The organism is Marinobacter sp. UBA3604 (assembly GCF_002375325.1).
GTDB lineage: Bacteria > Pseudomonadota > Gammaproteobacteria > Pseudomonadales > Oleiphilaceae > Marinobacter > Marinobacter salarius.
The window spans coordinates 72,146-97,460 of the sequence record NZ_DFMB01000013.1 but is presented as its reverse complement, the minus strand read 5'-3'; the positions used below and the strand labels follow the sequence as shown (position 1 = coordinate 97,460).

Here is a 25,315-nt window from a genome sequence, read left to right as displayed (position 1 = left end):
TACTTCCTTTGGTTGGGAGAAACGGCTCTACATCATGTGATTGATTCGGAAAACGTTACCTTCCGGGTCCAGCATTACAGCCTGGTACCAGTTGTAATAGGTGGTGTAGGGCTCTTTGATGAGCGTTGCACCAGAGGTGAGAGCTTTGGGAACGTACTCGTCCACCTCTTCCTTGCTGTCCACATCAATGTTCAACAGGAACTTGCAGCCTTTTGTGTCCGAGTAATCATCGAGCTTGAGCAGTTCGTAGGCATCCAGCGCATTGAAACCGATGCAGGAGCGCCCCGTGTCCAGGCCGCGGAAGATGGGTGAACGGATCTCCGGAATTTCCTTGAATCCGAACAGATCCCGGTAAAAAACACTGAGGGCTTCTATATCTTTGGCGAAAACATTGACGTAAGAGAGCGTCCCCATATCAAGCCACCTCCTGGGTGCCACCAAAGGTTGTCTGTTTGACGAATTTGGATTTCAGGTGGTCACCGGAGCTGACAGCCGGGTATTTGCCTTTGCCAGCTTCGTCCAGACAACTGGGCAGACATTCGATCATGGCGTCGTAGTTTGGCTGGTGGAAAAAGACAATGGACTGGCGCGGCTCGGCGGTCTTGGCGTCCAGCGGCGGATTGACAACACGGTGGAGGGTCGAGATCCACTGGTCATTGGTCCATCGCATCATGAGGTCGCCAATATTGACCGCGAAACTGCCCTCCACATAGGGCACGCTGACCCACTCCCCGTTCTGGTTGCATACCTGCAAACCACCCGGTGAGTTGTCGGGTTTGACAATGGTCAGGCTGCCATAGTCGGTATGGGCCCCTGCACGCATCTGGCCAGCTTCAATGTTTGTCCCCATGTTGGGGTAGCTGAGGGTGCGCAGCATGCTGATTTCTTTGTCGATCTTGTCGTCGAAGAAATGCTCGTCCAGCTTGAGGGAGAGGGCAAAAATACGCATCAGCGAACGGGCCAGGTCGCTCATGGCATCGAAATAGTCTGAGTAGGCTTCTTTGAAGCCTTCAATGGTTTCCGGCCACACATTCGGCGCAAAGTGAGGGCCTGCGGCGGCGCCCCGGTGGTACTCGTCGTCCGGTACGTCTGTGGGCCCGATGGAAAAGGATTCTTTCAGGTCTCCCGGCGCGGCTTCTTCCATCGAATAGGACAGGCTTTCTTCGGCAATGGCACTATAACCGCGCACCATATCAGGGCTGGGACGATCCACTTTCCGCTTTTCGATCATGGGCTGGTTGAAAAACTTGCGGCTCAGTGAATAGACGCGATCCACCAGTTCGCTGGGAATTCCGTGGTTGGTGATGACCAGGAAACCAATATCCTTACAGGCCCTGTCGACCTCCTTCGCCACCTGGGCCTTCCCTTCAGGGGTGCCTTCGAAGTAAGGGGCAAGGTCGATCGTTGGTACGTGTTGCAACTGCATGGCACAACCTCCTTCAATTCAGTTTTGCGAGAAGGGCCCGGATAAAAAACAAAGGAGTCGTTCTCGCTCGCTGATTGACGTAGCAGCAAGCGTGCCATTTTTCGATTTTGTTAAAAAACAATCAGTTAGTGGTTTATGAAAAATTGACCCGGATCAAATGGTCTAAATTAGAGCGTATGGTTCTACTTTGAGCCCAAATTAGGGGCAGGAGAGTTTCGGGGAACGAGCTGCTCTCCGATCAGCGGGGGCGGACGCCGTTAAGAATGATGGTTTCGAGGCTACTGAGGGTTTCCTGAAAGAAGCCCGGATCTTCCAGCGTTTTCCCGGCAACGGCTTCTACCTGTACGCGAAAGTCGGCGTAGTGCTGGGTGGTCGCCCATAGCGAAAAAACCAGGTGGTAAGGCTCTACGGGCGCCAGTTTGCCCTGATCAATCCAGGTCTGGATAACCTCTATTTTGTTCTCGACCAGATCGTGCAGTGGCTGTTGCAGTTCGGTCAGCATTAACGGCGCGCCCTGCATGACTTCCATGCAGAACAGTCGGGATTCGGCGGGGTGGTCCCTCGAAAACTCCAGCTTGACCCGAACGTAGTCCCTGATGGCCTCTATAGGATCCTGCTCGACCGTGAATGCCCGCAGCGGTTTGAGCCATAAATCCAGAAGCTCTCGAAGTACGCTGACGTAGAGCTCTTCTTTACTGCTGAAGTAATAGAAGAGGTTGGTTTTGGATACATCGGCCTGAAGTGCAATCTGGTCGATACTGGCGCCGTGCAATCCGTATTTCGAGAAGGTGCTTAGCGCAGCATCCAGAATAGTTGCCCGTTTCTTCTCGCTATTGCGCATTCTTCTATTGAGCGCCGCAGCGGAGGGAACCCGCTGTGGCTTCCGTTTGCCCTCGCTGGCTGTTTCCTTGCCCTTTCTGATGACGCTCACGTAGTTCTCCGCTGGATTGACCGGACGCTCATTCTAGCACCGGATTTCTCGGTGAATAGGTCTTTTAGATGCGATCAGCCGGTTTGCCCCAAAAACGCCCGCAGTGCACAAACCGAGTGCTCTATTTCAGACCAAATGGTCTGAAATTATTAAGTGAAAAGTTGCAGGTAATTGATTTGTAATAATAAAAAGCATTATGGCCGACATTATGCGTTGCTGTTGGGGAACGTGAGTCACAGGTGGTGGCCCGAGTGCGCCATCAGACCGGAAACATCAAGGAGAACCCCATGAGCGAACAGATGAATATCGGCGTCTTCATTCCCATCGGCAACAATGGTTGGCTGATCTCGAAGAACGCGCCTCAGTACATGCCGACGTTCGAGTTGAACAGGGAGATTACCCAGAAAGCAGAGGGCTACGGCTTCGACTTCGCGCTGTCGATGATCAAGCTGCGCGGGTTCGGCGGTGAAACTGAATTCTGGGAGCACAATCTGGAGTCGTTCACCTTGATGGCGGGCCTTGCTGCAGTCACCAGCAAAATCCAGTTATTCGCCACTGCGGCAACACTGACCATGCCGCCGGCCATCGTTGCTCGTATGGCCTCCACCATTGATTCCATCTCCAATGGTCGTTTCGGGGTGAACCTGGTGACGGGCTGGCAGAAACCGGAATACTCCCAGATGGGGCTATGGCCGGGCGATGAATTCTTCGGCTCCCGCTATGAGTATCTTGGTGAATATGCCCAGGTGCTGCGGGATCTCTGGGCGACTGGCCACAGTGATTTCAAAGGCGAGCACTTCCAGATGGATGATTGTCGTGTTAGCCCCGTACCGCAGGCCGACATGAAAGTTATTTGTGCCGGGCAGAGTGAGGCCGGGATGGCGTTTACCGCCAAATATGCCGATTACAACTTCTGCTTTGGTAAAGGGGTGAACACGCCAACTGCCTTTGCGCCAACCGTTGAGCGCCTGGTTAAGGCTACCGAAGAAGCCCAGCGGGAGGTCAGTTCCGTCGCCCTGTTCATGCTGATTGCCGACAAAACTGATGAAGCGGCGCGGGCCAAGTGGGAATCCTACAAGGAAGGTGTCGATGAAGAGGCGGTGGCCTGGCTCGGTGAACAGGGTGCCGCGGACAAGAAGTCCAAATCCGATACCAACATCCGTCAGATGGCAGATCCGACGTCCGCAGTGAACATCAATATGGGCACCCTGGTAGGTTCCTACGAGAGTGTCGCTCGGATGCTGGATGAAGTAGGTACGGTTGAGGGTGTCAGTGGCGTAATGCTGACCTTTGACGATTTCGTTCAGGGCATTGAGGACTTCGGCAAGTACATTCAGCCGCTGATGAAAACGCGGGTACATATCAACCAGGAACTGGAGCAGGCCGTATGAACATCGAAACGGAGCAATCGGGCTACATCCTGAATACCGGCGCGGAACCTGTTCTGGAATTGCCGGGAAAACCGGAAGCCCTGAATGTCCGCGCCAGTGAGTCGGCGCTGGTCGTGGTGGATATGCAGAACGCGTATTCCACGATCGGAGGTTATCTGGACCGGGCCGGCTTCGACGTTTCCACAACCGGACCTGTCATCCAGCAGATCAAAAAGGCGATCGCTGTGGCGCGGGCGGCAGGCATTCCGGTGATTTTCTTCCAGAACGGCTGGGACCCAGAGTACGTTGAAGCTGGTGGCCCCGGTTCCCCGAACTGGTACAAATCCAATGCCCTGAAAACCATGCGTAAGAAACCGGAACTCAATGGCAGCCTTCTTGCCAAGGGTACCTGGGACTATGATCTGGTGGAGGAACTTCAGCCACAGCCCGGCGATATAGTCATACCCAAGCCCCGTTACAGCGGTTTCTTCAACACCTCGTTTGACAGCATTCTGCGCAGTCGGGGTATTCGCAACCTGATCTTTACCGGCATCGCGACCAACGTCTGTGTTGAATCGACCCTGAGAGACGGCTTTTTCCTGGAGTACTTCGGGGTGGTTCTGGCCGATGCCACGCACCAGGCTGGCCCGGAGTTCATCCAGCAGGCCGCGTTGTACAACATTGAAACGTTCTTCGGCTGGGTGTCCAGCACAGAAGATTTCTGCCAGACCTTCGGCGGCGCTACAGGCGACGCAGAAACAGCTCAAACTGAATCCACAGCTGCATAAAAGACGGAGATACACCATGCCAAAGACTTCCATTATTCCCGCAGGTTCAGGAAAACCGCTGGCTCCTTACGTCCCCGGCTCCATGGCCGATGGCGTTGTGTACGTTTCCGGGACTTTGCCGTTTGACAAGGACACCAACGTGGTTCACGTCGGCGACGCAGAAGCCCAGACCCGGCACGTACTGGAGATCATCAAAGGCGTTGTTGAAGCGGCGGGCGGAACCATGGACGACGTTACCTTCAACATGATCATGGTCACCGACTGGGACAACTACGCGGCGGTCAACAAGGTGTATGCCGAGTACTTTCCGGGAGAGAAACCGGCCCGTTATTGCATTCAATGTGGCCTGGTGAAGCCGGATGCATTGGTTGAAATCGCCAGTATTGCGCACGTAGGTAAATGATGACTGGTGCCGTAAGCTCACTTTATTGGGAAATCCATGGCCCGGCCGACGGTGAGCTCGTCGTGCTCAGTGCCGGGCTCGGTGGGTCAAGGAATTACTGGGCGGCTCAGTTGCCCGCTCTAACCAAGTATTATCGGGTGCTGGTCTATGACCATTTCGGCACCGGGCGCAGCCGGGGTGAAATCCCGGAGCTCTACACGGTTGAAGCGATGGCGGCAGAGCTTGGCGGGTTGCTGGAGGATCAGGTGTCCGGGCCGGTGCATTTCATTGGTCATGCACTGGGCGGGCTGATCGGTCTGGAGTTGGCGCGACGGTCGCCGGAGTTGGTTGCCAGCCTGCTGTTAATCAACGCCTGGTCAGAACCCAATGCGCATTCCCGGCGATGCTTCTCGGTGCGCAGGAAGTTACTGCTGAATTCCGGGCCTGAGGCGTATCTCGAAGCCCAGCCTCTGTTCCTGTACACGCCGGTATGGATAGCCGCCAACACTGAGTGGCTGGAGCAGGAGTCTTCTCATGCGTTGGCCAGTTTCCCGCCTCCGGCAAATGTTCTAAGGCGCATCGCGGCGCTTCTGGCCTGGCAACCGGCTGCGCAGGAGCTGGCCAAAGTGCGTGCAGAGACGCTCGTGCTTGCGACCCGTGATGACTCATTGGTGCCTTGGACCTGTTCCCAGAAGCTGGCGGCCCGTCTGCCAAATTCCAGCATTCGGCTTCTGCCCGAAGGTGGTCATGGGGTCAATGTCACAGAGGTTGAACGGTTCAATGAACTGATGCTCGATCACCTCAGGAAACATCGTTTGCCCGCAGCGGCGTTAACCACCCAGGAGGCCCTATGAGCCAACAACTTGATGAAAAGGCCCTCGGTCAACTGTTTACCGAGGCGCGCACCCACAATGGCTGGTTGGATCAGTCCATCCCGGAAGACACGCTCCGGGCGTTATACGACCTGGTGAAAATGGGCCCGACATCTGCCAACTGCAGCCCGGCTCGATTTGTGTTTGTCAGAAGTGCCGCTGGAAAGGAGAAACTGGCGCCCTGTCTGTCCAGCGGTAACCTGGACAAGACAATGAGTGCTCCGGTCACGGTGATCGTGGCTTATGACGAAGAGTTTTACGAGCGACTGCCCGAGTTGTTTCCCCATGGCGATGCTCGAAGCTGGTTTACCAGCAGCCCCGAAATGGCTTACGAAACTGCATTTCGTAACAGTTCAATGCAGGCTGCCTACCTGATACTGGCTGCCCGGTCGCTGGGCCTGGATACCGGGCCAATGTCCGGCTTTGATCCTGGCAAGGTCAATGAGGCGTTCTTCGCTGGGAATACGTGGAAAGTCAATCTTCTGATCAACCTTGGCCACGGCAATCCGGACAAGGTCTATGGCAGATTGCCTCGCCTGGAATTCGACAACGCTTGCCGACTGGCATAAGGAGAGAATGATGAAATCTCAACCGCAACTTCGTGAGGTGCTCACCATGCCGCCGCTCGTGGACAAGCAGTCGTTCCGCAATGCCATGTCCACCCTGGCCGCAGCCGTCAATGTTGTCACTACCGATGGGCCGGGTGGTCGAGCGGGATTCACTGCTACGGCTGTCTGCAGCGTTTGCGACGAGCCGCCTACCCTGTTGGTGTGCCTGAACCGTGGCGCATCGGTGTACGACGCCTTCCGGCAGAATGACAGCATCTGCGTCAACACGCTGGCTGATCACCAATCCGATTTATCGAATCTGTTCGGCAGCAAAACGACCATGGAACAGCGCTTTGCCGGCGCAACCTGGAGCACCGCGGTCACCGGCGCACCGGTATTGGAAGAGGCGCTGGTGAGCTTCGACTGCACCGTGAGCAAGCGGGTAAGTGTGGGTACTCACGACATTCTGTTCTGTGAGGTCGCGAACGTCCGCCATCAGGATGATATCGGTGGTCTGGTCTACTTTGATCGGGGTTACCACCGTCTGAAAAGCGAGTGACGGGGTCTCTTGCTGTCCGGTAACCGACCGCCCGGACAGCATGGAACGTTAAGCCATCAGTTGTTCCGCCATCCGGTTCTGTTCTTCAATGATGTGAGGCAGGGAACGGGTCAGCAGGTGGCCCTCTTCTATCACCACACGACCATTGATGATGCTCCATTGCACGCGCGGTGGTGTGCAGAACACCAGCGAGGCCAGTGGATCGCTCTGGCCGCCGGCCATGGCAATATCATCGGTGCGAAAAGCCACGATGTCCGCGCAGTAGCCCGGCTGAATTCTGCCCAGGGCATCCCCCCGGCCGAGCACTTCCGCGCCACCACGGGTAGCGATCCGCAGCGCTTCCCGGGCGGTCATGGCGCCGGGCTCCTGATCCCTCACGCGGGCTGACAACATGGCCAGGCGTGCCTCATCCAGCAGGTTGCCACTATCATTTGAGGAGCTGCCGTCCACGCCGAGTCCCACCTTTACCCCGGCATCCACCATTTTCCGGACCGGGGCAATGCCTGAGGCTAATCGCATGTTTGAGCAGGGGCAGTGAGCGACGCCAGTACCGGTTCGAGCGAACAGAGCAATGCCGGGGTCATCCAGGTGTACGCAGTGGGCGTGCCAGACATCCTCTCCGACCCACCCGACCTCTTCCGTATATTCGGTCGGCGTCATGCCATAGCGTTCCTGGCTGAAGGCCAGATCCTTCCAGTTTTCCGCCGTGTGGGTATGTAAGCCTACCTTCAATGACCGGGCCATGGTGGCGGCGTCGCGCATCAGGTCGGTTGTTACGGTAAATGGCGAACAGGGTGCCAGCGCCACCCGAGCCATGGCGTCCGGGCTGTGATCATGGTGTGTTTCCACGACTCGCAACATGTCCTTGAGGATCGCACTTTCATCCTGCTCCACCAGTTCATCCGGTGGCAACCCACCCTTGCTCTGGCCCAGGCTCATGGCGCCCCGAGCGCCATGGAAACGGATGCCCATTTCTGCGGCCGCCTGGAAACTGTCGTCCAGAGTGATGCCGTTGACATGCAGATAGGCGTGGTCGGCGGCGGTGGTGCATCCCGATAGCATCAGCTCCGCCATGGCGGTTCGGCTGGCAGCTCGTTGCATGGCCGGGGTGATGTTTCGCCAGACTGGAAACAGGGCGCTCAGCCAGTCGAACAGCTCGCCATTCTGTGCAGCGGGCAGCGCACGAGTCAGAGACTGGAACATGTGGTGATGGGTATTGATCAGCCCCGGACTCACCACATGACCCTTCAGGTCGATGGTGCGATCTGCAGTATCGGGGCAGTCGTCGGCAGCGCCGACCGCTTCAATACGGTTGTTGCGGACCAGAATGTAACCATTCTCGATCTCTCTGTCGTTGTCGTCCATGGTGGCGATAACGCGAGCATTTTTAAGTAGCAGAGTTTCTGTCATTGCTGAAATCGTCTTGGTGGTAAATGGGGCTGATTACTATGCAAGAGCAATGCCTGTCTGGTTTTCGGTAAAAGCCTGACCTTATGGTCAATTAAATAGCAGTGTGCACTTTTTTGAGGCGGAATATCTGTTAAAGAGTCCGATAATGGGGCTTTTAAGGCGGATTTTTATGGCATGTCATTTGCAAATTATCTGACCAACTGGATAACAAAGCATGGAGTGATGCAGGAGAAAACATGCCGAACGAGACACAGGAAATACCCGTAATTCATTTTGAGCGGTTCTTGAACGGAACCAGTGCGGAACGTAAATCGGTGGCGGACCAGATGCGTCGGGCCAGTCAGGATTGGGGGTTTTTCTATCTGTCGGGTTGTGGAATGCCAGATGAGCAGCTGGAAGCGGCATTCTCCGGTTCGAAAGCGTTTTTTGCTCTGCCACAGAAGGATAAGCAAGGGGTCGCCTGGCAGAACCCGGAGAGTAATCGAGGTTATGTTGGGATCAAGCGGGAAAAGCTTGATCCCACCCGTCCGGGTGACTTGAAAGAGGCTTTCAATCTAGCGCCGGAAGGCCCCGGTCCGGACACCCATAAAAACCTCTGGCCCGCCGGCTATCCCCGTTTCGAGACTGTTATGACCCGGTTTCTCGGGGAGTGCATTCTAACCGCCGACCGGGTGCTACAAGCTTTCGCCCTCGCGCTGGGGCAGCCGGAAGATTTCTTCAAGAATGCCCACAACGAACACGACCATACCCTGCGGCTGTTGCATTACCCGCCATTACCCGAAGGATTTGAGCCGGAAGACGGTGAAAGTCGTGCCGGAGCCCATACCGATTACGGCAGTATCACCCTCTTGTTCCAGGATGATGTTGGCGGTCTTGAGGTCTGCACCCGCTCGGGAGAATGGATCCGGGCGACGCCGATACCCGGCACCGTTGTGGTCAATACCGGGGACCTGATGCATCGCTGGACCAACCATGTGTTCTGTTCGACGCCGCATCGGGTGAACGTCGCACCAGAGCATCGTCATCGTGATCGTTATTCCATTGCCTTTTTCTGCCACCCCAACAAAACATCGGAAATAGCCTGCATCGAGAGTTGCGCCACCGCAGACAACCCTGCGATTTATGGGCCTATCTCGGCAGGGCAGCACCTGAATGAAAAACTCACCAACACCTACGGGGCCCAGGCCCAGAACTGAGGAATGACAATGAAACAACTGAAGAACATTGCGGCGGGTCTCACGCTGTCGTTCGGTGCTGCCGCCGGTTTCGTCCAGGCAGAGGAACTGACCCCGGTAACCGTTGCCACAACCTGGTATGCCCAGGCCGAACACGGTGGTTTCTATGCCGCAAAGGCCATGGGGATTTATGAAAAGCACGGACTGGATGTCACCATCAAGATGGGTGGCCCCCAGGTGAACAATGTGCAGTTGCTCATGGGTGGGTCGGTGGATTTCATCATGGGCTACAGCCTGCAGTCGCTCAACGCCGTTAACCAGGGAATCCCTCTGGTAACAGTCGCCGCATTCTTCCAGAAAGATCCGCAGTCGTTAGTGGTTCATGAGGGTGTTGGCAATGACTCTCTGGAAGCCATGAAGGGCAAATCCATGCGTGTTCCTACCGCAGGACGGGTTGCCTACTGGCCGTGGCTGAAAACTGAATATGGTTACACCGATGACCAGTTGCAGGCCTACGACTACAGCTTCGCTCCGTTCATCCAGGATGATCAGACGATTCAGCAGGGCTACGTAACCAATGATGGTTTCTTCCTGGATCAGGCCGGGGTCAAGGGAAAAAGCCTGCTACTGGCCAACTATGGCTGGGAGGCCTATGCGGCCACGCTGGATACCACGGCTGACAGGATCGAAGAGAATCCGGAGGTTGTGCAGAAGATGGTTGCCGCAACAGCGGAGGGCTGGAAGGCCTATTTCGAGAATCCGGCCCCGGCGAATGCCCTGATCAAGGAAGACAACCCCGAAATGCAGGATGCGTTGCTGGCCTACAGCCATGCGAAAATGCAGGAGGAGGGTATTCTTCTGTCCGGCGCTGCCGAGGACGGTCGTTACGGGATGATGACCCTGGAACGTTGGCAGGCATTCTTTGAGGATATGGTTGAAGCAGGCACCCTGCCGGAGGATCTGGACTGGAAAAAGGCGTTTGATCTGTCCTATATACAATCGGTCTACGCCGACTGATCAGCGTACCCGATAGTATGAATCAGAAGGACGGCCCGAAAGGCCGTCCTTTTTTACATCTGGCTGGCTACAAATTCCGCCAGGGCAAGGGCAACACAACCAGGTGCTGCGACCTGGGGAACGTGACCGGTATCCAGAGAAACGATCGATGCGCCCGGGACCAGCTGCTGCATTCGCCGTTGCACCGGCAAGATCACAGAGCGGTCTTGCCTCGCCTCGATGTACAGCCTTGGCAGCTTTCCAAAACGGGCGTCAGTCCAGTGAGGCACCAGCATCCGGCTGCCCTCGGCCTGTGGATTGAAGCGGGGAATTGCCTGCTCGGCAATGGACTCACTGACGTCTTGCAGGAAAATCTGACGTATGGCATCTGCCGGTACGCGGGAAACCTGCCCGTTGTCTTCCCAGGTCAGAAACGGGCCAATGCCGGAGGCTTCGGGGTACTGTTCCCGCATGTCGCTGACGATTTGGCCAAAACCCGTACCGGAAGGCAGCATCATGCCCGCCAGGTAGGCAACGCCAATGACTCGTTCAGGAATGGCTTCTGCCAGTTGGGTTGCAACGGCACCGCCCCCGGAATGCCCCACCAGTAGCAGTGGGCCTTCGACCTTCTGAAGCATCTTTTCCAGGTCGTCGACGCATTGGCTGAGAGAGGCGTCGGCCGGGTTGCCCAGGCGGCTTCCGCACCCCGGGAGATCCGGTGCCATAACGTTGAAGCCCTGCTCTTTGAGATAAGGGGTGATGGTTTCCCATACCCAGCCGCCGGCCCAGGCGCCATGGATCAGAACGGCGGTCGTCATTTGTTCAGGCATAGGTTCTCCGGTACATCTCCATCAGGTGGGCTTCAACCGTTGTGGACGGGTAGTGAGGTTGCTCACCCTCGGAAAGGCAGGTAGGCAGGCAGGTGACGGTGTGGTCGGGGTTGCCGCTGAAGAAAAACGGCACCGAGTAGCGTTCGGCGCCCGACGTATTGACGACCCTGTGCAGGGTTGAGCGGTAACAGTCGTTGGTCCAGCGGGCGATCATGTCGCCAAGGTTGACCACAAAAGTGCCGGGGATGGGTTTTGCTTCGATCCACTGCTCACAACGGACATCCCACACCTGAAGCCCCGGCTTGTCGTCTAACAGCAAGACGGTGATGCCGCCAAAATCTGTGTGGGCTCCGCACCCTTTTTCCCCGGGAGCCGGCTGGGCGGGTTGAGGTGGGTAGTGCAGCAATCTCAGGGTGGATAATGGTTGGTGGCAGAAGTCCGTAAAAAAGTCCGGTTTCAGATCCAGGGTTAGGGCCAGAGCCTCCATTATGCGGGTGCTGAGCTGGTTCATGGCGTTGAAGTATGAGGTCATGGTGTTGCGGAAGCCGGGCAGTGTTTCTGGCCATTGGTTTCCACCCTGGTTGAATCGGCCGGCCTGTACGCGGGGGTCGGTTTCGTCCAGCTCTTCGCCTATGTAGAACCCTTCTTTCAAGTCTGGGGGCGCGCCGGTCTCCAAAGTCTGCCCCCTCATTGATTCATAGCCTCGGTTCGCTCGGGAGTGAGCCTTGTGGATCGCCTGTTTGTGTTCTTTTGGCAGGTTGAACAGAGCCTGTGACTCCCTGAATACCTGATCGATCAGCTCTGGGGGGATGCCATGTTCGCGGATATAGAAGAACCCCGTATGCAGACAGGCTTCGGTCAGCGAGCTCGTCAGCGCCTGCCTTTGTTGCTCGGTTCCCGAGAGTAACGACAGGTCAATGATGGGTAATGAACCGCCTGTTTCATTCGTGCTGCTCATGCTTTAACTCCGGTTTACGATTCTAAAACTGTCCATGTGGTCAGTAATTCACAAAGCGTGCCAATCAAGAAATATCGTTGGTCGGGCGGATGGCCGGAAATACCACGGTTTTCGAGGGTTCAGTGGCGTTGCAGCGGATTTCGTAAAGGCTTCATATCAGGGCGGCTCCCCATTTAATGCACCAGATTCGCGCGCCATAAAACGCGGTCCAGCGCTTGTTTGGGCTTACATGTAGAGATGTGTGGGCTGGCCTTCCACACGCAACACAGGCCCGGAAACTGGAGTGTTTTCAGCGGTAAAGGTGAGGTTTCCAACGAATTGTGCGGTAACAGACATATTCTGGCCTGTCCTTTGCAGTTCAGTTTTAAAACCTGACCGAATGATCAATAAAGCTCGGAAAGATTAAACCCGAAGGAGAATACTCATGCACAAAGGTTTCAAACGCTCGATTCTGATCGCTGCCTCACTGGCTGGCGGGTTGATGGCTCAGGCAGCATTGGCGGCCGACAAAGTGGTTTACCAACTGGATTGGCTGCCAGGGGGGGATAAGTCACCGGTGTATGTAGGTGTACAGGAGGGATTCTTTGAAGCCGAAGGCCTGGAAGTCAAAATCGCCAGTGGCCGGGGTTCGACCGACGCGATTACCAAGATTGCCACCGGACAAGCCGACATCGGCAGCGCAGACATCGGGGCGCTGATGGCAGCCAAGGTCCAGGACAATAGTCTGCCGGTGACAGCCGTCTATAGCATCTTCAACCAGGCACCTCATGCGTTCTTTACCTTGCAGAAGGCCGACATCAGCGAGATGACGGATATCGAGGGCAAGAAAGTCGCTACATCACCGTTCACATCCTCCAATGCGTTCCTGCCGCTGGTGCTAAAAGAGAACGGCATGGCTGAGGATGCGGTGAGTTTGACCAAGGCTGACCCAGGTGCCCTGGGGCCGATGCTGATGAACGGTGGAACCGACGCCATCATTGCCTGGGTCACGAATATCGCCCTGTTTGCAGATCAGGCCAAAGCCACCGGTAACGAGCTGGTGGTACTGCCATGGTCCGATGCCGGACTGGAACTTTACTCGGCATCCGTGGTGGCCAGCGAGGCCTTCCTGAGTGAGCGTCCGGACGTGGCCAAGCGCTTCTTGCGGGCTTTTGACAAGTCTCTCAAGTTCACCAGCGAGAATCCGCGCAAGGCAGCCGAAGCTCTGAACAGCATGGTGCCGGAAGTGGATGTCGATGTAGCAACCGGCCAGATTGGCGACACCATGAAGTTGGTTATGAACGACGTCAGCGACCGGGATGGCCTGGGAGCCCTCACTGAGGAACGTGTGGCGCTGACCTGGAGCTGGGTGGCGCAAGCCGAGAAACTGGCCGGTGATGCACTGGACCCGGAAATCATCATCGACCGGACCCTTTTTGAGGCGCTGTAAGCATGACTGAGCCCGCCACTAATCGTCCGTTTGTGCGGCTCTCCGGAGTCGGGCACCGTTACGATCCCAACCCGGCAATCCCGCCCGCGGTCACCGGTATTGAACTGGACATCCGCCGTCACGAGTTCGTGGCGGTGGTGGGACCTTCCGGCTGCGGAAAATCCACCTTGCTGCGGATGATTGCCGGGCTGTTGACCCCAACAGAGGGACAGGTCTCGGTATTTGGAAAGCAGGTCTCCGGACCCCGGGACGACGTTGGTATCGTGTTTCAGAAACCAACGCTGTTGCCTTGGCTGACTGTCCGAAAGAACGTGCTTTTCCCGCTCAAGCACAAGTTCGGCCGTTACGGTCGTGACGATGAAAAGCGTGCGGACGCCTTGCTGGCCATGGCGGGCCTGGAAAGTTTTGCCAACAAGATGCCGAATGAGCTCTCTGGCGGCATGCAGCAACGGGTCGGAATCGTTCGGGCGCTGTTGCTGAACCCGGATATTCTGTTGATGGATGAACCTTTCTCGGCACTCGATGCAATGACTCGGGAGCAGATCGGGTTCGATCTTCTGAAAATCTGGCAGGAAAACCCCAAGACCGTGCTATTCATTACCCATTCCATCGCCGAAGCCGTGCTGCTGGCAGACCGGGTGCTGGTGATGAGCAAGCGCCCCGGTACCGTGTTGGAGATGGTGGATGTGGACCTGCCTAGGCCACGCACGACCCAAACCATATCCGAACCCAGATTCGGCCAGTTAACTGAGCGACTGAGGAAGCATATCTATGAGCCTGAAGCTTGAGAATAGGGCCGGCCGCTCCCTGTTGACGGCGGCGCCCTGGTTGTTCTTTGTGGCGCTGGTTCTGCTATGGGAACTGGTTTGTCAGGGGTTCTCTTTGCCGGCCTATGTATTGCCAGCCCCCTCGGCCATCGTCGAGGCTTTTTTCAATGTGGAGATGAGCCGCTGGTTTACCCATCTGTGGGCGACCCTGCGGGTGGCTTTGATGGGGTTCGCGGCGTCCATCCTGGTGGCGATTCCCATTGCCATCGCCATGATGCGATCGGAGCTGCTGTCGCGCACTCTCTTTCCGTTACTGGTGGTGGTTCAATCCACCCCGGTGGTGGCGGTTGCGCCACTGATCATCGTATTGATGGGGTCCGATGACCCATCACGGGTATTGATTACCTGCCTGCTGACGTTCTTCCCGCTGGTGGTTTCGACTGCGACCGGGATCAACGAAACCCCCGATGAACTGGTTGAATTGAGTCGTTCGCTGGATGCCCCGCTGCGTAGGGAAACCTGGCAGATCCGGATTCCTTACGCCATTCCGCATATTTTCAGCGGCCTGCGCGTGGCCATCACTCTGGCCATTATCGGCGCCGTGGTGGCGGAATTTGTTGCCGCCGAAGAGGGACTGGGTTACTTCATTCAGTTCTCGACGTCGTTTTTCCGGATTCCGCAGGCCTTCGCGGGGCTGTTCTTTCTGGCAGTGGTCAGCCTGTTGCTGTTCAAGTCGGTGCACTGGGCGCAGCAGATCTTTTTCCCATGGAGCCTGCCCAAAAAACAGGGCTAAGCATGTCATAAGAGGTTAACGAATTGTCTGAACAGGAAAGATTGAACAATACCGATCTGGCAATGATGCAAAAGGTCATCGCCATGGCAAACGGGCTGGCGGAAGACGGAGTACATCCGTTTGCCGCCTTGTTGGTCGACAGTGAAGGCTCTGTCTTGATGGAGCAGGGCAACGCTTACCTCCCGGACCGTGATATGACAGGTCATGCCGAGCGCGTTCTGATGACTCGGGCCAGCAAGGCCTGGCGTCCAGACTTTCTGGCCGGTTGCACCATGTACGTATCCGCAGAGCCTTGTTGCATGTGTGCCGGTTCGGCCTACTGGGCCGGTTTGGGGAGAATAGTCTACGGGCTCAGTGAACACCGGCTGAAGAACATTACCGGCAACCATCCCGAAAATCCGACGCTCGATCTGCCCTGCCGGCAGGTGTTTGATTCCGGACAGCGCGAAGTCGAGGTGATCGGGCCGGTCCTGGAGGACGATGCAGCAAAAGTGCATGAAGTATTTTGGCAGAAGCACGGACAATGAAGGAGGGCGTCATGACAGCAAGCCGTGTCACCGTGGTTGTTGATTCCCGATACGGCAGCACACTGGCGCTCGCCCGAGCAGTGGCGTCAGGCGCATTGTCGGAAGGTGCGGAAGTTCGTCTTTGCCGAGTGGCCATAGATGAGCCCGAATTCAGTGTGGACTCGGAACGGGCTGATTTTATTGCGGCCCAGGCAGAATTCCGTGCGCTACCCAGAGCCACTGCCGATGATCTTGACTGGGCAAAAGGAATTGTCTGGGGGTCTCCCACCCGATATGGGTTGATGAGTACACCGCTTAGGGCGTTTATCGATGAAGTGGCACCTCTTTGGCGGCAAGGTGCCTTGATCGGCAAAGTGGGGGCTGCGTTTACCTCCACGGGAGGTATGCATTCTGGAAACGAGATGACGTTGCTCTCTCTTTTATTGCCCTTCATGCAGCATGGGATGGTGTTGGCCGGTGTTCCCCACAGTGTTCCGGAGTTGGTGCGGACCGAAAAAGGAGGTTCGCCCTATGGGGCGACAACGGTTACTGGATTCGATGGAAACAGGGGAGTTGACGAGAACGAACTTGCCATTGCCCGTGCATTGGGGGCAAGGGTGGCGAGACTGTCAGGCTGGGTAACACTCGAGCCATCGTCGGTTGAACTTGCGGCATACGCCACCTAGGTCGAGGGAATGGTGTAAGCGTGACGTTGTGTAGTCCTTTTGCCGCCTTCGGGCGGTTTTTTTTGGCTTGTTCAAAAGTAGAGCAGTTGGCCAGAGTTTGTTTAAAACTGGTGCGTTTTTCTGTGTTCTATATTTTTTAAGCTAATGATATTAAATAATAAAAACTTATTTCTTATATGGCATGAAGGTTGCCTTATAAAACCTGAGCAATTGGTCAATTAAAAGAGGCGTAAACCGCCTGGTCTAGGAGAGTATCCATGAAGATGAAGCTAAGCACCGTTCTGGGTGGTTCGATCATGATGGCCGGCCTGGTCGCTTTTTCGCCGGTAAATGCGGACGAGTTGGATAAGGTCGTATTTGGAACCAACTGGTATGCCCAAGCTGAGCATGGTGGCTTTTATCAAGCACTGGCAACAGGCCTTTACGAGGGGCACGGGCTGGATGTAGAAATCAGAATGGGTGGCCCGCAGGTAAACGGAACCCAGTTGTTGGTAACTGGGCGCTATGACCTGCTCATGGGCTATCCCATTGGCAACATTAACGCGGTCGAGAAGGGCTTGCCCGTTATGACCGTGGCTGCCTCCATGCAGGGAGATCCTCAGTCATTGGTTGCGCATCCCCACGTTGAATCCATTGAGCAGATCAAGGAAGAGGGCCTGCCCATTTATCTGGCAACCCATGCCCATTCCACCTTTTGGCCATGGCTGAAGGCAGAGTACGGGTTCGAAGACGATGTTGTGCACGCCTATACCTTCAGTGTTGCGCCATTTCTGACCGATGAAAGCATTGTTCAGCAGGGCTACCTCTCGTCGGAGCCTTTTGCAATCCAGAAAGGGGGAATTGAGCCGAACGTCTTCCTGTTGTCGGACTACGGTTACCCTCCGTACGCCACCACCATCGAAACCACAACCGACATGATTGAAGAGCGGCCAGACGTGGTCAAACGGTTTGTGCAGGCAAGCATGGAAGGCTGGCAAAGCTACCTGGAGAACCCGGAGCCCGGGAACAAGCTCATCATGCAGGAAAACCCTGAGATGACGCCTGAGCAAATTGCCTATGGCATCGAAAAGATCAAGGACTACGAACTGGTGACTGGCGGCGACGCGGGAACCCAGGGAATTGGAGTGATGACCGAAGAACGTTGGACGAAGATCAAGGATTTCATGGTTGGCGCAGGCCTTGCGTCGGCAGATCTTGATCTCAGCAAGGTTTTCACCCTGGAATTTCTGCCCGAAGAGCCGGTGCTGCCGTAAGCATCGAACCCTATCCTGATGCCGGTCGGTGACGCCATTGATCGGCCCTGGAGATATCATTATGACAGCGGACAAAGTAACACCCCTGAATCCGGCCCGGGAGCCGAATGTTATGGCTCCAGCGCCAGAGGCGCTCGCCCCGGGCAGACCGGTCCTGCAGGTGGACGGGGTTAACAAAATCTACAGCAATGGCACGGTCGCTCTGAAAGGAGCCGATCTGACTATAAAACAGGGGGAGTTCGTCAGCCTCCTGGGGCCTTCCGGGTGCGGCAAGAGTACCTTACTCCGGATTATGGCGGGCCTGGGTGAAGTGACCACCGGTACGGTCAAATGGTGGGAGCAGGATTACGGAGTGGTTGGCAGCAAGGGCCGGAAGCTGGCCTTCGTGTTTCAGAATGCCACGCTGATGCCCTGGGCTCGGGTACGTAAAAATATTCGTCTCCCGCTGGATCTGGACCACGCTGGTAATGCACCGGAAGTCGAGAAAAAGATTGATGACGCCCTCGATATGGTGGGCCTGACGGGGTTTGATGAGAGCTTCCCGAGAGAGCTTTCCGGCGGCATGCAAATGCGAGCGTCCATCGCCCGGGCCATGGTAACCGAACCTAACCTGTTGTTGATGGATGAACCTTTCGGAGCCCTCGACGAGATGACCCGCAACAAGCTGAATGACGATGTTCTGAAGCTCTGGCGAGAAAAGGGCTGGACCATTGTCTTCGTGACTCACAGTGTTTACGAGGCGGTCTATCTGTCCAGTCGGGTGGTTGTCATGGCGGCTCGCCCCGGACGGATCGTGGATGACATCGAAATCAAAGAACCCTATCCCCGTTCCCCTGATTTCCGGGTATCCACCGAATTTGCCGGATATTGTCGGCAGGTGTCGATGGCTCTTGAGCGAGCCAGTGCCATGGGAGAAAGCAAAGAGGGGAGTGATTCATGAAAACACCATTGATCCAGAACGAGCGCTTTGTTCAGGTCGCTGCCCCTTTGCTTGTGGGAGTCTTGGTGCTTCTGATGTGGCAATTGACGGTGGTGGCGTTTGAAGTACCGAAATACATTGTGCCCAGCCCCGTGGATATCGGGCAGTCGCTGGTGTCTGATTTCAATTCGCTGTTTAATGCCTTGATGATGACCCTCAAGGTAACCTTCCTGGCCTTTGCTATTTCGGTGGTTCTGGGAGTGGCGGCCTCGTTGCTGTTCGTGCAGAGCAAGTGGATTGAGATCAGTCTGTTCCCCTATGCGGTGCTGATGCAGGTAACACCGATTGTGGCCATTGCGCCATTGATCATCATCTGGGTAAACGACACCACGTGGGCTCTGACCATCTGTGCGGTGATCGTAGCTATTTTCCCGATTATCTCCAACACCACACTGGGGCTGCGAAGTGTCGATCCGAACCTGTTGAGCATGTTCCGGATGTATCGCACCAGCCGCTGGCAGGAATTGGTGCGTTTACGTGTTCCGAGCGCCCTGCCTTACTTCTTCGGAGGCTTGCGCATCAGTTCCGGGCTGGCTTTGATCGGTGCGGTGGTGGCCGAGTTCGTTGCTGGTACCGGGGGAGCCAAGGCCGGCCTGGCCTACATGATCCTGCAATCCGGCTACAATCTGCAGATTCCCAAAATGTTTGCGGCGCTGATTCTGATCACCGTAACGGGAATCCTGTTGTTCGCACTGATGGTCTGGATGTCCGACCGGGCACTGCGTAACTGGCATGAGAGTGCATTGAAGGTCGAGCACTGACCATGTCGCGGTCTACTTCGGTAATGCCTGCATCGGGTGCCGGCTATGCTTGGCGCAACGGGTACCTGCTGGTGGCCTTTACCGCACTGGCCTGGGGGATTAATTTCCCCATCATGAAGATAGGCCTGGCCTACAGCCCGCCGCTGTTGTACACGACCTTGAGGATGGTCCTCGGGACCCTCACCATGTTCTTGATTGCGCGAATGATGGGCATTCTCCGGATGCCGCACCGGGCGGACATACCGGTGGTTTTCTCCGTGGGCATTCTTCAGAACATGGGGTTTATCACCTTGGTGACCTTTGGCATGCAGTATATGCCCGCCGGTCGGGCGGCGATTCTGGCCTATACTTCACCAATCTGGGTGGTGCCGGCAGCCGCCTTGTTCCTCGGCGAGCGCTTAACCTTGTTCAGGGCATTGGGTGCCGGATTTGGACTCGCTGGACTGCTGGCTATATTTAATCCACTGACCGTCGACTGGCACGCTGAAGGGATGGTGACCGGGGGCGGATTGATCGTTCTGGCGACGATTGTCTGGACGGCAGGACTGATTCATGTCCGTCGGCATCAGTGGCGCGGGGATGTGCTGTCGCTGATACCCTGGCAACTGCTTTCGTCATTGCTGCTATTGGTACCCTTGGCCCTTTTCGTGGAAGACCTTGCTACCATCCGATGGGAGCCAGCTTTTCTGGTGAACATCTTCTTCAGCGGCGCCATTGCATCGGGCCTTTGCGTTGCAGCTCAGGTCGGTGCCATCCGGTCTTTACCCGCAGTGACCATGTCGCTGAGTTCCGCCGCGGTTCCAGCGGTTGGGCTGCTCTCATCTGCCGTTGTTCTGAATGAACAGCCGAGCGGCTCGGATATTTTCGGGTTCTGCTTGGTTGGTCTGGGAATTCTGGTGGTCGGGCTAGCGGATCGACGACAGGCTCAGCGCGCGCGGAATATTGCTTATCAGAATGGAATTAATTAAAAAAGTCTGGGTACCCCCCCAGCGTCGCTGAGGGGCCGATCGACCCAATCCCGACGTTCGGAAATTTTGTCGCGATCGTCGTTGGATACCTCTGGCGCGGAACGTCGTTATTGGCTCCGGCCCGCCAGAGGATGGTAATAGGCGGTCGCGCAATTAGGCTTTTGAAGCCATGGTTTCGGACAATAGTTCAACTCGATCCTGGCCCCAGAACTGTTCGCCATCCAACACATAGGCCGGAGCTCCGAGAATCCCATCGCCAATCGCTTCGTCGGTATGACGGTCGTACTGTTCAGTAACGTCTGATGACCGGGCCGCTTCAAGCAGGCCTTCTGCATCCAGTTCAAGGGTGTTCAGGATGTCACGAATTACCGCTTCATCCGCGATGTTCTTCTCCTCTGCCCAACAGGCTGCCAGCACTCTCTGCACAAAATTTCCAGGATTCTGGCCTGTCGCTTGGAGGGCAATGACACAACCGTCAGCCAGACTCGGGTCTGCGGGAAAATACGCTGGTTTGAGGTTGACGGACAAGCCGCGTTTTTTTGCCCATCGTTGGATTTCAAGCAGGCGGTACTCTTGGCGGCATGCCGGGCGTTCGGGTAGCGGTTTCGCGCCCGAGTTGGCGAACACCTTTGGCAGCCTTATTGGCTTGAAGTTGATGCTGGCTTTCGCCTGTTCTGCGGTTTCAAGGAAAGCCTTATGTCCCAGGTAGGTAAACGGTGAAAGGCAGCTGAAGTAATAATCAATGGTGGGGCTCATTGCTGTTGACTCCTGATCAGTGATTCTTGGATTTTTATGACTGCCCGGTACTTTAGCTTTTATTGAGTGGTCACTCAATAAAGTTCGGCCGTCATCCACGAGGGCATCATAGGGGCTCTTTTGCACCAAACAGTTCGCTACCAAGCACCCAAAACATTTGCACCACTGATAAGAGTTTTTCGTCTGTTGCGGACAGTCTTGAAATACTTTCCGAAATTAGTTGACCACTACACAGAGTTTTCTTGCTGAAAGGAGCTTCTTCAATTGAGTGGATGCACCATGGACACAATTTGGCCATAGAATCAGTTTCTGGGGGTATTACACCAGAACCAGGATGAATGTCATTGCCTAGGTTGAAATTTGAAAGGGAGTAAATTTGAATCTTGAAGATGATTAAAGGCGGGAGGTGTAACTTACTGATTTTTCATGAAAATGGCCCGCCCGTCAGGATTCGAACCTGAGACCTTTGCCTCCGGAGGGCAACGCTCTATCCAGCTGAGCTACGGGCGGATTAAACTTTGTTCGAGAGGTTGAGAGGCCATGCTTCGCATGACTCAGCTGTACTGTCTCGCTTCGCTCCCAGCATAAAAGCTACGGGCGGATGAAATCCAACGCTTTGGCGTCAATTTCGAGTGCGCAATCTTACGTGTGATGGGGGGCTCTGTCCAGTCCTGTTGGTATTGATATATGCAGCGGCAAGCTTTCGATTAACCGCTCTTCGCCCTTGGATTTTTGGGGTAGTAACGCTCCGGCAGACGTTCGATATGAGGGAAGAAGCGGGTGTCCTTGTAGGGCATTTTCATAAAGCCCGAGACACCCAAGCCAGTGATTTGATTCACAGCGGACAGTATCTCGCCCAGAAGGCGGCTGAATTCACTCTCCCGGTCCGGGTCCAGCAGGCGGTAGTGGCTGTGGATCTTGAGGTGGCGGGGCAGGGCTTCGAAGATGATCATGCCGGTGTGATGGATGTCGTTGAGAGATTCCAGCGCGGTGATGATGGTTTGCGGTAGTACCAGGAATTCTTCCGGGTCGGGGCCGTCTTCAAAGTAGGAGTGCACCCGGGATTCGTCTTCCACTTCCGGCGCGGCGCTGACTTCGTATTTCAGCTGCATGCCGCGCTCGGGCGTGAAAGGCTGGTCGGGTTCGGCACGGTCGATGTGCAGGGTGTTACGGGCGTTGAACAGGCAGCTCTTGAAAATTCCCTGGCGGTAAATGGCCTGGGCCAGGTAGACCATGTTGTTGACGGCGCGGATGAACGCGGTTTTCAGTGTCGGGTCATGCAGGTTCAGGGAGGTGTCGATATACACGCCATCGGTTTCCCAGCGCACGGCCAGGCCGCCTTCGACAGGGTAGCGCCCCAGCCGGCTGACGGCGGCCAGGAAGGCTTTTTCGGTTTCTCCCATGCCTTGCATGAAATTTTTATAGTAGCGGTCCAGCTGCACATCGTTCACATCATTTAGGGTTTCCGGCGCGCCTTCCTGGCGGAGGAAAGATTTCCGGGAGCTGTAGACGACGGTGTCGATTTCGTGGTCTGAGGGCCGGGTCCACACCGGGACCATGGGGGCCAGCGGTGGTTCCTTGAGGTCGATCATCACCGTGCGTGCCATTCGCGGCATTTCGTTCAGGTAGTGGTCACCGGCTTTTCTGCGCATTTGTGGGTCCGGGGATAGCATGCCGTCGAGCATGCGGGCGAACTCCATGGGCAGCCCGAGGGACGCAGCGGGAATGGCCTGATGACCAAACCGGCACGATTGACCGGATGCCAGCGCATACAATGTGCCCGCTGCACCCTGTTCATCAAAGCGGGGGGAAGACAGCCCACCGTTCAGTTGTTCATCGCCGATGAAGTAGACATCCCCCAGCCGGGCATTGGTCTGTTGCAGGTTGTCTGACATCAGTTCCATCACGTTGGTGGTGAGGAACTGCTGGTTGGCGTCCAGTTGGGCGAACACCGACGAGCCCCAGTCGATCAGGGCGATGTTCTCGGTGCTGGCATCGAACACCAGATTCGACGGTTTGATGTCCCCGTGCACGATGGGGCGCCCCGAGGGGCCGTTCTCGCGGCGCAGGTTGCGCAGGATATCGGCAATCTGGTCGGCAATCCGCATGACCAGCCGGGGCTTCAGCCGGCCCTCCCGCAGGGACACCTCTTCCAGGTTCAGGCCCGCCGCACGCTCCATTACCAGGATGGGCTGGTTATGGGCCCGTTGATAGGCAACCAGGCGAGGAACCCTTGGATGCCGGACCTGCTCGAGGATGTAGGCTTCATCCTCCAGGCGGTCCTGCAGGTGTTGGGGAAGGTTGATGCGGGTGAATTTGAAGACGTGTTCGGGGCTGGTGCTGTCCTGGTGTGGCAGGCGCCCGGCGAATACAAAGCCGTAGGCGCCTTTACCGATCAGTTCGATGTCCTGGTAGCCCAGTTGGCGAAGCTGGGCGGCGCAGAGCGCCACCCAGTCCTTGAGCTTCTTGGCATCGTCATGGCTGAGCAGATAGATCGACTGCTCTTCAGGGATGTAGAACTGCTGCAGTTGCGTCTTCTGCGCCATAATGCTCCGTCAGCCCAGATGCAGCAGCATCGACTGCGGCGATTCCAGGTAGCCTTTCCAGCGATTGCAGAAGCGCGCAATGGTGCCGCCATCGATGATGCGGTGGTCGCCTGCCCAGCTCACGGTCATGATGGCCCGCTCCACCACCTGGCCATTGCTGTCAAAGCGCGGCAGTTTCTGGGTACGGCCAAGGGCCACAATCGCCACTTCCGGCGGGTTGATGATGGGTGCGGCGTAGGTGCCACCCAAAGCGCCAATGTTGGAAATGGTAATGGTGCCGCCCTTGAGATCTTCCTGGCTGACACGACCCGAGCGAGCTGCCTCGGTCAGGCGTGCGACTTCGTCGGCAATGCCCAGCAGGGTCAGGTCTTCCACGCCCTTGATATTGGGAACCATCAGCCCGGCCTTGCCGTCCACGGCCATGCCGATATTGCACTGTGGCTGGTAGTGGATCTCGGTGACATCATCGTTGAGGCGGCTGTTGAGCACCGGGTATTCCTGCACTGCCAGGGCCATGGCCTTCATAAAGAAAGGCATCAGCGTGAGCCTTGACCCGCTGGCTTCGGCCTCTGGTTTCAACTGTTCCCGCAGGCGGAGCAGATCGGTGACATCAATGTCCTCACTGTAGATGAAGTGCGGAATGGTGGTCGCCGACGTCACCATGCTGCGTGCCATGGCGGCTTTCATGCCGCGGATTGGCTCAACGCGTACTTCCTGCTCCCGGGACGGCCGCCGGCGCTCACCGCCTGAGCTTGCCGGTTGCGACTCGCCTGCGTTCTGCTGTGCCGGTGAGGTTGTGGCGGGTTCGTCGAGATGAGCCAGTACGTCGGCTTTCAGTACCCGGCCATCCTTGCCGGAACCGGTGATGTCCGCCAGGTCCAGATCGTGCTCGCGAACAATCCGGCGGACAGCCGGGCTGGCCGGCGTCCGCGATTGGTTGCGGGATACGACGGGTTGCGCGGTGGTCGGCGTTGGTTTCGATTCCGCTTCCGGGGCTGTTTGTGACGTTTTCCTGGCCTGAGCCGGCTCGTCACGCTCACGGGGAACGAACGCAAACAGCGGTGAATGCACCCGCGCCATTTCCTGCTGCTTATGGTAAAGCTTCGTGACACGGCCGGCCTCGGGTGCGGTGATCTCGACCATGGCCTTGTCGGTCATGACATCCACCACCGGCTGGTCTTCTTCGATCTCGTCGCCCTCGGCCACGCGCCATTCCACCACTTCGCATTCGACGATGCCTTCGCCGATGTCCGGAAGGATGAAGTCCTCCGTTGGGTCATCGCCATCGGCTTCGCCGGAGCTGGCTTGTGCCTGGGTTGCCGGCGTTTCTTTGGCGGTTTCCGGGGCTTTGGGCTCAGGCGTTGAATCTTCCTGGCTGTCGCCGCCTTCCTCCACCAGCTCAAACAGTGGGGCGTGCACTTTCGCGATGTCCCCTTCCTTGTGATAGAGGCGCGTTACCTTGCCTTTATAGGGCGCAGGGATTTCCACCAACGCCTTGTCGGTCATCACTTCGGCCACTGGCTGGTCTTCTTCGATGATGTCACCTTCGCTGACCAGCCATTTAACCAGTTCGCACTCCACGATACCTTCGCCGATATCGGGCAGTATAAAATCACTCATGATTGC

Annotated in this window: 26 protein-coding genes and 1 tRNA gene; 17 read left to right on the top strand and 10 right to left on the bottom strand. The window is 56.4% G+C overall.

What is annotated here, in order from left to right; all coding sequences use genetic code 11:
- Positions 1–27: 27 nt before the first annotated feature.
- The 3 genes from B2590_RS03520 to rutR all read right to left on the bottom strand — a co-directional run bounded on the left by B2590_RS03520 (position 28) and on the right by rutR (position 2,357).
- Entirely contained in the window at positions 28–414 is a 387-nt protein-coding gene (locus B2590_RS03520) for a VOC family protein (protein ID WP_041332587.1), read from the bottom strand.
- A 1-nt stretch (position 415) separates the two neighbouring features.
- The gene (locus B2590_RS03515; RefSeq protein ID WP_091644509.1) at positions 416–1,426 is read right to left on the bottom strand and encodes an isopenicillin N synthase family dioxygenase; all 1,011 of its coding nucleotides are present in this window, start codon (positions 1,424–1,426) and stop codon (positions 416–418) included.
- 238 nt (positions 1,427–1,664) lie between these two features.
- Entirely contained in the window at positions 1,665–2,357 is a 693-nt protein-coding gene (rutR, locus tag B2590_RS03510) for an HTH-type transcriptional regulator RutR (protein WP_041332588.1), read from the bottom strand.
- 299 nt (positions 2,358–2,656) lie between these two features.
- Here rutR and rutA point away from each other — a divergent pair, with 299 nt between their 5' ends.
- Genes rutA through rutF form a run of 6 tightly spaced genes read left to right on the top strand, consistent with a single transcriptional unit; the run spans position 2,657 to position 6,876 of the window.
- Positions 2,657–3,748, top strand: coding sequence for a pyrimidine utilization protein A (gene rutA / locus B2590_RS03505; protein ID WP_041336425.1), 1,092 nt, complete (start codon positions 2,657–2,659; stop codon positions 3,746–3,748).
- Complete coding sequence (gene rutB, locus B2590_RS03500) at positions 3,745–4,515, top strand: pyrimidine utilization protein B (protein ID WP_052479367.1); 771 nt, start codon at positions 3,745–3,747, stop codon at positions 4,513–4,515. The genes rutA and rutB overlap by 4 nt, the downstream gene beginning before the upstream one ends.
- A gap of 16 nt (positions 4,516–4,531) precedes the next feature.
- Positions 4,532–4,918 (top strand): pyrimidine utilization protein C, encoded by a 387-nt coding sequence (rutC, locus tag B2590_RS03495; protein ID WP_041332589.1) that lies wholly within the window; start codon positions 4,532–4,534, stop codon positions 4,916–4,918.
- Positions 4,918–5,751, top strand: a complete 834-nt coding sequence (rutD, locus tag B2590_RS03490; protein ID WP_091644507.1) for a pyrimidine utilization protein D — start codon at positions 4,918–4,920, stop codon at positions 5,749–5,751. The genes rutC and rutD overlap by 1 nt, the downstream gene beginning before the upstream one ends.
- Positions 5,748–6,338, top strand: a complete 591-nt coding sequence (locus tag B2590_RS03485; RefSeq protein WP_041332590.1) for a malonic semialdehyde reductase — start codon at positions 5,748–5,750, stop codon at positions 6,336–6,338. Before rutD ends, B2590_RS03485 begins: the two co-directional genes overlap by 4 nt.
- 10 nt (positions 6,339–6,348) lie before the next feature.
- A complete protein-coding gene (rutF, locus tag B2590_RS03480; protein WP_091644504.1) occupies positions 6,349–6,876 on the top strand; it encodes an NADH-dependent FMN reductase RutF in 528 nt (175 codons plus the stop codon).
- 48 nt (positions 6,877–6,924) lie between these two features.
- On the opposite strand, the gene B2590_RS03475 is transcribed toward rutF, so the two are convergent.
- A complete protein-coding gene (locus B2590_RS03475; protein WP_091644502.1) occupies positions 6,925–8,286 on the bottom strand; it encodes an 8-oxoguanine deaminase in 1,362 nt (453 codons plus the stop codon).
- A gap of 236 nt (positions 8,287–8,522) precedes the next feature.
- On the opposite strand from B2590_RS03475, the gene B2590_RS03470 reads away from it, so the two are divergent.
- Together B2590_RS03470 and B2590_RS03465 are read left to right on the top strand one after the other, a co-directional pair.
- Entirely contained in the window at positions 8,523–9,482 is a 960-nt protein-coding gene (locus tag B2590_RS03470; protein ID WP_041332591.1) for an isopenicillin N synthase family dioxygenase, read from the top strand.
- Positions 9,483–9,491: 9 nt separating this feature from the next.
- On the top strand, positions 9,492–10,478 hold the full coding sequence (locus B2590_RS03465) for an ABC transporter substrate-binding protein (RefSeq protein WP_213479946.1): 987 nt from the start codon (positions 9,492–9,494) through the stop codon (positions 10,476–10,478).
- A gap of 53 nt (positions 10,479–10,531) precedes the next feature.
- Here B2590_RS03465 and B2590_RS03460 read toward each other — a convergent pair whose 3' ends face one another.
- Both B2590_RS03460 and B2590_RS03455 read right to left on the bottom strand, forming a co-directional pair.
- The gene (locus B2590_RS03460) at positions 10,532–11,287 is read right to left on the bottom strand and encodes an alpha/beta fold hydrolase (RefSeq protein ID WP_213479984.1); all 756 of its coding nucleotides are present in this window, start codon (positions 11,285–11,287) and stop codon (positions 10,532–10,534) included.
- Positions 11,280–12,245: an isopenicillin N synthase family dioxygenase gene (locus B2590_RS03455; protein ID WP_041332592.1), complete on the bottom strand. Its 966-nt coding sequence runs from the start codon at positions 12,243–12,245 to the stop codon at positions 11,280–11,282. The genes B2590_RS03460 and B2590_RS03455 overlap by 8 nt, the downstream gene beginning before the upstream one ends.
- 424 nt (positions 12,246–12,669) lie before the next feature.
- Between B2590_RS03455 and B2590_RS03450 the strand changes: the two genes are divergently transcribed.
- From B2590_RS03450 to B2590_RS03410, 9 genes are all read left to right on the top strand, one after another.
- The gene (locus tag B2590_RS03450; RefSeq protein WP_041332593.1) at positions 12,670–13,674 is read left to right on the top strand and encodes an ABC transporter substrate-binding protein; all 1,005 of its coding nucleotides are present in this window, start codon (positions 12,670–12,672) and stop codon (positions 13,672–13,674) included.
- 2 nt (positions 13,675–13,676) lie between these two features.
- Positions 13,677–14,462 (top strand): ABC transporter ATP-binding protein, encoded by a 786-nt coding sequence (locus tag B2590_RS03445; protein ID WP_091642182.1) that lies wholly within the window; start codon positions 13,677–13,679, stop codon positions 14,460–14,462.
- Entirely contained in the window at positions 14,446–15,234 is a 789-nt protein-coding gene (locus tag B2590_RS03440; RefSeq protein WP_041332594.1) for an ABC transporter permease, read from the top strand. The genes B2590_RS03445 and B2590_RS03440 overlap by 17 nt, the downstream gene beginning before the upstream one ends.
- Positions 15,235–15,296: 62 nt before the next feature.
- Entirely contained in the window at positions 15,297–15,761 is a 465-nt protein-coding gene (locus B2590_RS03435; protein WP_213479986.1) for a nucleoside deaminase, read from the top strand.
- Between the two features lie 11 nt (positions 15,762–15,772).
- Entirely contained in the window at positions 15,773–16,426 is a 654-nt protein-coding gene (wrbA, locus tag B2590_RS03430; protein ID WP_091642187.1) for an NAD(P)H:quinone oxidoreductase, read from the top strand.
- Positions 16,427–16,683: 257 nt separating this feature from the next.
- A complete protein-coding gene (locus B2590_RS03425; protein ID WP_041332596.1) occupies positions 16,684–17,679 on the top strand; it encodes an ABC transporter substrate-binding protein in 996 nt (331 codons plus the stop codon).
- Positions 17,680–17,740: 61 nt separating this feature from the next.
- The gene (locus B2590_RS03420) at positions 17,741–18,619 is read left to right on the top strand and encodes an ABC transporter ATP-binding protein (RefSeq protein ID WP_213479983.1); all 879 of its coding nucleotides are present in this window, start codon (positions 17,741–17,743) and stop codon (positions 18,617–18,619) included.
- The gene (locus B2590_RS03415; protein ID WP_041332598.1) at positions 18,616–19,419 is read left to right on the top strand and encodes an ABC transporter permease; all 804 of its coding nucleotides are present in this window, start codon (positions 18,616–18,618) and stop codon (positions 19,417–19,419) included. Before B2590_RS03420 ends, B2590_RS03415 begins: the two co-directional genes overlap by 4 nt.
- Positions 19,420–19,421: 2 nt before the next feature.
- Positions 19,422–20,387, top strand: coding sequence for a DMT family transporter (locus B2590_RS03410; RefSeq protein ID WP_082040495.1), 966 nt, complete (start codon positions 19,422–19,424; stop codon positions 20,385–20,387).
- Between the two features lie 153 nt (positions 20,388–20,540).
- Here the strand turns inward: B2590_RS03410 and B2590_RS03405 are convergent, their stop codons facing one another.
- The 4 genes from B2590_RS03405 to B2590_RS03390 form a co-directional block, all read right to left on the bottom strand.
- Positions 20,541–21,242, bottom strand: a complete 702-nt coding sequence (locus B2590_RS03405; RefSeq protein ID WP_258955194.1) for a 2-hydroxychromene-2-carboxylate isomerase — start codon at positions 21,240–21,242, stop codon at positions 20,541–20,543.
- A 334-nt stretch (positions 21,243–21,576) separates the two neighbouring features.
- Positions 21,577–21,653: transfer RNA gene (locus B2590_RS03400), tRNA-Arg, on the bottom strand.
- Positions 21,654–21,850: 197 nt separating this feature from the next.
- The gene (locus B2590_RS03395; protein ID WP_286811059.1) at positions 21,851–23,689 is read right to left on the bottom strand and encodes a protein kinase domain-containing protein; all 1,839 of its coding nucleotides are present in this window, start codon (positions 23,687–23,689) and stop codon (positions 21,851–21,853) included.
- A 9-nt stretch (positions 23,690–23,698) separates the two neighbouring features.
- Positions 23,699–25,309, bottom strand: a complete 1,611-nt coding sequence (locus B2590_RS03390; protein ID WP_286811060.1) for a dihydrolipoyllysine-residue acetyltransferase — start codon at positions 25,307–25,309, stop codon at positions 23,699–23,701.
- Between the last annotated feature and the right edge of the window lie 6 nt (positions 25,310–25,315).

Bases quoted from the DNA above. Each gene is read 5' to 3' on its own strand.
- B2590_RS03520 (WP_041332587.1), bottom strand. From the start codon at position 414: ATGGGGACGCTCTCTTACGTCAATGTTTTCGCCAAAGATATAGAAGCC.
- B2590_RS03515 (WP_091644509.1), bottom strand. From the start codon at position 1,426: ATGCAGTTGCAACACGTACCAACGATCGACCTTGCCCCTTACTTCGAA.
- rutA (WP_041336425.1), top strand. From the start codon at position 2,657: ATGAATATCGGCGTCTTCATTCCCATCGGCAACAATGGTTGGCTGATC.
- rutB (WP_052479367.1), top strand. From the start codon at position 3,745: ATGAACATCGAAACGGAGCAATCGGGCTACATCCTGAATACCGGCGCG.
- rutC (WP_041332589.1), top strand. From the start codon at position 4,532: ATGCCAAAGACTTCCATTATTCCCGCAGGTTCAGGAAAACCGCTGGCT.
- rutD (WP_091644507.1), top strand. From the start codon at position 4,918: ATGACTGGTGCCGTAAGCTCACTTTATTGGGAAATCCATGGCCCGGCC.
- B2590_RS03485 (WP_041332590.1), top strand. From the start codon at position 5,748: ATGAGCCAACAACTTGATGAAAAGGCCCTCGGTCAACTGTTTACCGAG.
- rutF (WP_091644504.1), top strand. From the start codon at position 6,349: ATGAAATCTCAACCGCAACTTCGTGAGGTGCTCACCATGCCGCCGCTC.
- B2590_RS03475 (WP_091644502.1), bottom strand. From the start codon at position 8,286: ATGACAGAAACTCTGCTACTTAAAAATGCTCGCGTTATCGCCACCATG.
- B2590_RS03470 (WP_041332591.1), top strand. From the start codon at position 8,523: ATGCCGAACGAGACACAGGAAATACCCGTAATTCATTTTGAGCGGTTC.
- B2590_RS03465 (WP_213479946.1), top strand. From the start codon at position 9,492: ATGAAACAACTGAAGAACATTGCGGCGGGTCTCACGCTGTCGTTCGGT.
- B2590_RS03460 (WP_213479984.1), bottom strand. From the start codon at position 11,287: ATGCCTGAACAAATGACGACCGCCGTTCTGATCCATGGCGCCTGGGCC.
- B2590_RS03455 (WP_041332592.1), bottom strand. From the start codon at position 12,245: ATGAGCAGCACGAATGAAACAGGCGGTTCATTACCCATCATTGACCTG.
- B2590_RS03450 (WP_041332593.1), top strand. From the start codon at position 12,670: ATGCACAAAGGTTTCAAACGCTCGATTCTGATCGCTGCCTCACTGGCT.
- B2590_RS03445 (WP_091642182.1), top strand. From the start codon at position 13,677: ATGACTGAGCCCGCCACTAATCGTCCGTTTGTGCGGCTCTCCGGAGTC.
- B2590_RS03440 (WP_041332594.1), top strand. From the start codon at position 14,446: ATGAGCCTGAAGCTTGAGAATAGGGCCGGCCGCTCCCTGTTGACGGCG.
- B2590_RS03435 (WP_213479986.1), top strand. From the start codon at position 15,297: ATGATGCAAAAGGTCATCGCCATGGCAAACGGGCTGGCGGAAGACGGA.
- wrbA (WP_091642187.1), top strand. From the start codon at position 15,773: ATGACAGCAAGCCGTGTCACCGTGGTTGTTGATTCCCGATACGGCAGC.
- B2590_RS03425 (WP_041332596.1), top strand. From the start codon at position 16,684: ATGAAGATGAAGCTAAGCACCGTTCTGGGTGGTTCGATCATGATGGCC.
- B2590_RS03420 (WP_213479983.1), top strand. From the start codon at position 17,741: ATGACAGCGGACAAAGTAACACCCCTGAATCCGGCCCGGGAGCCGAAT.
- B2590_RS03415 (WP_041332598.1), top strand. From the start codon at position 18,616: ATGAAAACACCATTGATCCAGAACGAGCGCTTTGTTCAGGTCGCTGCC.
- B2590_RS03410 (WP_082040495.1), top strand. From the start codon at position 19,422: ATGTCGCGGTCTACTTCGGTAATGCCTGCATCGGGTGCCGGCTATGCT.
- B2590_RS03395 (WP_286811059.1), bottom strand. From the start codon at position 23,689: ATGGCGCAGAAGACGCAACTGCAGCAGTTCTACATCCCTGAAGAGCAG.
- B2590_RS03390 (WP_286811060.1), bottom strand. From the start codon at position 25,309: ATGAGTGATTTTATACTGCCCGATATCGGCGAAGGTATCGTGGAGTGC.